5 protein-coding genes are annotated in these 4,324 nt (G+C 74.4%); 1 reads left to right on the forward strand and 4 read right to left on the reverse strand.

What is annotated here, in order from left to right; all coding sequences use genetic code 11:
• The coding region (locus E1293_RS44955; protein ID WP_424923731.1) for a sacsin N-terminal ATP-binding-like domain-containing protein at nt 1-482 on the reverse strand (482 nt) is incomplete at its 3' end.
• Nucleotides 483-486: 4 nt separating this feature from the next.
• Entirely contained in the window at nt 487-1,347 is an 861-nt protein-coding gene (locus E1293_RS44960) for a DUF3027 domain-containing protein (protein ID WP_165978694.1), read from the reverse strand.
• A gap of 162 nt (nt 1,348-1,509) precedes the next feature.
• On the opposite strand from E1293_RS44960, the gene E1293_RS44965 reads away from it, so the two are divergent.
• Nucleotides 1,510-2,904 carry an MFS transporter gene (locus E1293_RS44965; RefSeq protein ID WP_207939502.1) on the forward strand — a complete coding sequence of 465 codons (1,395 nt, stop codon included), beginning with the start codon at nt 1,510-1,512 and terminating at the stop codon, nt 2,902-2,904.
• A gap of 43 nt (nt 2,905-2,947) precedes the next feature.
• On the opposite strand, the gene E1293_RS50430 is transcribed toward E1293_RS44965, so the two are convergent.
• Nucleotides 2,948-3,346 carry a cold-shock protein gene (locus E1293_RS50430; protein ID WP_132205957.1) on the reverse strand — a complete coding sequence of 133 codons (399 nt, stop codon included), beginning with the start codon at nt 3,344-3,346 and terminating at the stop codon, nt 2,948-2,950.
• Nucleotides 3,347-3,503: 157 nt separating this feature from the next.
• Nucleotides 3,504-4,145: an HAD family hydrolase gene (locus E1293_RS44975; protein WP_132205959.1), complete on the reverse strand. Its 642-nt coding sequence runs from the start codon at nt 4,143-4,145 to the stop codon at nt 3,504-3,506.
• Between the last annotated feature and the right edge of the window lie 179 nt (nt 4,146-4,324).

Raw genomic sequence — 4,324 nt, forward strand, 5'->3', positions numbered from 1 at the left:
ACCGAACTCCACTCGACCCCGGCGACACCCCCCGCCCGGCCGCCCACCGCACCCGAAGCGGCCTGGCCACCACCGTCGTGATCGACGTCCGGCGGCATTCTCGACGCGATGGCGGGGGTGTCGGTCACGGCTACGACGGCGGCGAAGCCGACGCCGAAGCGGCCCGCCGTTCGCGTGTCGTCGCGTTTGGACGACGCGCGGAGGGTGGACAGGGATTCCACGCCCGCGGCGTCCAAGGGGGCGCCGGTGTTGGCAGCGGTCAGGACGGTGCCCGACAGGGTCAGGCGCAGGTGGCCGGGAACGGCGGCGCGCCGGGCGGCGTCGGCGGCGTTCTGGGCCAGTTCGATGACGAGGCGGTCGCGGTAGCCGCCGAGGGCGTGGTCCTCTTCGGCGTTGGCGTCCTCGCGGAAGCGGGCCGGCGACTCGGCCCAGGCGCGCAGGACCCGCTCCCGCAGGGCCCGCGCGCCGAAGACGTCCTCCATGGGATCAGCTGTGGCCGAGGGCCTCGTCGTCGAGGGACGCGGTGTCCTCGGCACCGCCGGCGGGGACGACCTCGTAGCCCAGCTCGTCGATCACCGGCGGGTTGTGCTCGGAGGCGGCCGGGATGTCGACGGCCTCGGAGTGGGCGCCGCAGCCGTGGTCGGCGGAGACGACACGGCCGTCGTCGGGGGCGTACTCGTTGGCGCACACGCCGAAGACCTGGCGCAGCTCGCCGGCGAGCGCGACGAAGAAGCCGCAGGTGGAGCACTGGGCGGGGGCGGACGCGGCGATCGGGGCGCGGGGCCCGGCGACGCCGTCGTACCAGCGGGCGGCGGCCTCGTCCCGTCCCTCGCGCGACAGCACCCGGACGCGGCCGAGGCCGAGCTCCCAGTTCGCCTCGCGGTCGGTGGAGTCGTCCACCTGCGTGAAGCCGGCGGCGAGCCGGACGTCGTCGGGCGCGGTGGGCAGCAGGTCGCCGGGGCCGAGGTCACCGGGGCGCAGCCGCTCCAGCCACGGCACCCACGGCGGCGCGAGCAGCGCGTCGTCGCCGGGGAGCAGGACGCACTCGCTGACCGTGACGTTCCTGGCGCGGGACGCGCGGGTCACGGTGACCGCCCAGCGCCAGCCCGTGTACGCGGGGTCGAGGCACGTGAAGTAGTGGGTGACCACGCGGTCGGCGTCGGGGCGGACGCCGAGGTGCTCGCCGACCTGGTCTGGGGAGGCCATGTCCTCGGCGGACTCGCGGGCGATGTCGACGGCCTCGGCGCAGGCGGTGTCGACGGCGGGCGTGCGGGTCCGGCGGGCGGGCCCGGAGGTGGTGCGCGCGGCGGCGGGAAGCGCGGGGCTGGACTGACGCTGTGGGCTCACCCGTCAATTCTCGCCCATCCGAGGGCGTGGCCGGGCACATGGTCCGCGGTCTCCGCGAGGTGAGCCCGCATCCCAGCGGGGAACGTACTCTCAATTGAGCCACTCCGAATGGCCGTGCCACGACGAACCGCCGGGACGACCGCAGGGGAGAGATCAGGGCTTATGGGAGACCGGACACGGGCGGGACGGCCGGTGCGCGCCGTCGCCGGGGGCGTGGCGCGGGCCTGCCGCGGCGGCTGCTCGGCCGTGCTCGGGACCGGCCGGCTCACCCGCCGCGTCACGCACGCGCAGGGCGCGGGCCGCAGCGGCCTCGGCAGCCTGATCGAGTCGTCGGCGTTCAACTCCGCCGGCGACGCGCTGGTCACGGTCGCGCTGGCGGGGACCCTGTTCTTCGGCCTGGACGTCAACCAGGCGCGCGGCCAGGTCGCCCTCTACCTCGTCGTCACGATGGCGCCGTTCGCGCTGGTCGCGCCGCTGATCGGCCCGGCGCTGGACCGGGCGCGGCACGTCCGCCGGTACGCGATCGCGAGCACGTTCGTGATGCGGGCGCTGCTGTGCTGGGCGATGGCGAGCGCGCTTCCGCACGGCGACCAGGTGACGTTCCTGCCGGCGGCGTTCGGGGTGCTGGTGCTGTCGAAGGCGTTCGGGGTCCTGCGGGCGGCGGTCACCCCGCGCGTCCTGCCGGACGAGATCACGCTGGTGACGGCGAACGCCCGGTCGGCCTTCGCGGGCCTGATCGCGGCGTCGATCACCGCGCCGCTCGGTGCCGGGCTCGCGCTGCTGATCGGGGCGGGCTGGGTGCTGCGCATCGGCACGGTCGTGTTCCTGCTCGGCGTCGTGTTCACCATGCGGCTGCCCGCGCACGTGGACGTCCCCGAAGTGCAACCGGACGAGGCGGCCGCGAAACCCCGCCTGCTCCGGCGCGTGCTGCCGCGCGTGGGCCCGGTCGTCGCGGAGGCGATGCAGGCGAACGCCGTGCTCCGCGCGTTCTCCGGCTTCCTGATCATCTACCTGGCGTTCCTGCTGCGGCAGGAGCGGTTCGACCCGGTGTCGCACCATGTCGCGCTCGGGCTGCTGGCGGCGTGCGCGGGCGCGGGCGGCCTGATCGGCACCGCGCTCGGCGCCTGGATGAAGGCGCGGGCGCCGCGGTTCATCGTGTCGGCGACGCTGGCGGCCGTCACCGGCGTCACCGCCGCGGGCGCCGCGTTCTTCGGGCTGTGGGCGGCCCTCGCGGTGGCGACCGCGGCCGGACTCGGCCAGGTGCTCGGCAAGCTGTCCATGGACGCGGTCGTGCAGCGCGAGACCGGCGAGGAGATGCGCTCGTCCACGTTCGCGGTGTCGGAGACCCTGCACCAGCTGAGCTGGGTGACCGGCGGGCTGCTCGGCCTCGGCATGTCGATCGTCGCGGACGGGCGGGTCGCCCTCGCGATCGTCGCGGCCGCCCTGGCCCTCGCGTTCGGGCTGCTGGTGATGCGCCAGGCCGGGTCGCACCGCGGCGCGCGCCGGCCGGGCCGGCCCGCCACGATCAAGGACGCGCACCCCGAGATGCGCGCCTGACCCGCGGCGCCTGACCCGCGGCGCCTGACCCACGGCGCCCGGACTACGGGGACGACAGGTCGTCGGCGACGGCCCGCAGCACGGTCGCGATCTTCTTGGCCTCCGCCGGCGCCGGGTGCTTGCCGCGCCGGTAAGTGTTGGAGATCACGTCCAGCAGCTTGATCAGGTCCTCGGTGATGACGACCATCTCGTCCGGCTTCTTGCGGCGCTGCTTGGCGATGGTCTTCTCCACCGACGGCAGCGTCTCCAGCACCCGGACCTGCAGCGCCTGCTGCCCGCGCCGCCCCTCGACCACGCCGAACTCGATGCGCTGGCCCGGCTTGAGCGCCGTGACCCCGCCCGGCAGCGCCGAGGAGTGCACGAAGACCTCACCGCCGTCGTCGCGGGTGAGGAAGCCGAACCCCTTGTCGGAGTCGTACCACTTGACCTTGCCAGTCGGCACCGGGAACCTCGTTCGGTAATCGTCCTGAATCGCCCCCAAGATTAATGCCTCGCCGCGGGCCGGCGAACACGCCGGGCACCCCCGCGAGGCCCCGTGGGGCAACGCCTTGAACGCTATCCGGGACGCCTCGCGACGGCACCCCGATTTCGGCCGGGACTCAGGCCGTCCGGTACCCGCCGAGCCACTCCGGGAAGGCCAGCAGGTCCGGCAGGACGACATCGGCGCCGTAGGCCGCGAGAGCCTCCGAGTCGAACGCCCCGGTCGCGACCGCCACCGCCGTCGCCGACGCGGCCCGCGCGGCGTCCACGTCGCCGGTGTGGTCGCCGATGTAGGCGCCGGTGCCGTGCGCGCGCAGGGCGGCGCCCTTGTCGGCGCCGAACAGGCCGCCGACCACGGCGTCCGCCGCGAGCCCGAGGAACGTCACGGTCCGCTCGGTGTCGGCCTGGTTCTTGCCCGACACGACGACCACGCGCCCGCCCCTGGCCCGCACCGCGTCCAGCGCGGCGACGGCCCCCGGCATCAGGACGGTCGCCGGGATCGCGATGCCGGCGTAGATCTCCCGGTAGCGCGCCGCCATCGCGGGCACCTCGTCCGGCGGGAACCAGTAGGCCAGCTCCTCCTCCAGCGGCGGGCCAATGCGCCGCACCACCAGGTCGGTGTCGATCGGGACGCCCGTCTCCGCGGCGAGGGACGCGTAGACGGCGCTGATCCCGGCGCGGGTGTCGGCGAGCGTCAGATCGAGGTCGAAACCGACGGCGAACCCGGTGTCGGGGGATTTCGGGAGATCAAGGTCAAGCACGTCCCACAGGGTAAGGGGCTGGACACACGCGAGGACCCGCGCTCTCCTGGTAGTGGCGATGCGACGGGATCCGAGTAGGAGAGCGCGGGACCGTGCTCCTCCTATACCCGGAGCCTCGTCCGCAAACCGGCTGACCAGGGAAAACACTGCACCAGAACGCACCACCCCCACCCCAAGGA

Source organism: Actinomadura darangshiensis, from assembly GCF_004349235.1.
Taxonomy (GTDB): domain Bacteria; phylum Actinomycetota; class Actinomycetes; order Streptosporangiales; family Streptosporangiaceae; genus Spirillospora; species Spirillospora darangshiensis.